Here is a 331-nt window from a genome sequence, read left to right as displayed (position 1 = left end):
GAGTCGCTCCAGCGCTTTCACCACTATTACGGCAATGAGTTCCAGGTGGAATACCCGACCCACTCGGGGCGCTACGGCACGCTGCTCGAAATTGCCGACGGGCTCACCACCCGCCTCACCAGCTTGTTCTTGCGCAACCAGGCCGGCGTCCGCCCCGCCCTGGGGCCCGACAAGCGCCTGCAGCACGACCCCAACTTCTGCGACTGCCTCCTCTTCCACGAGTACTTCCACGCCGACACCGGCCGCGGCCTCGGCGCCTGCCACCAAACCGGCTGGACCGGCCTCGTCGCCAAACTCCTCCAGCCCCGCCCATGAGCCCCTCCTTCGACCA

Annotated in this window: 1 pseudogene; it reads left to right on the top strand. The window is 67.4% G+C overall.

The features are described from left to right. Positions 1-315 (top strand): annotated as a pseudogene (locus J4G38_RS23645) (MGH1-like glycoside hydrolase domain-containing protein); the annotation flags it as partial. Positions 316-331 lie beyond the last annotated feature (16 nt).

It is taken from the genome of Hymenobacter terricola (genome assembly GCF_017921975.2).
GTDB classification, from domain to species: Bacteria; Bacteroidota; Bacteroidia; order Cytophagales; family Hymenobacteraceae; genus Hymenobacter; species Hymenobacter terricola.
Note: the sequence above shows the minus strand (reverse complement) of the source record. Positions and strands in the feature narration are given on the sequence as shown.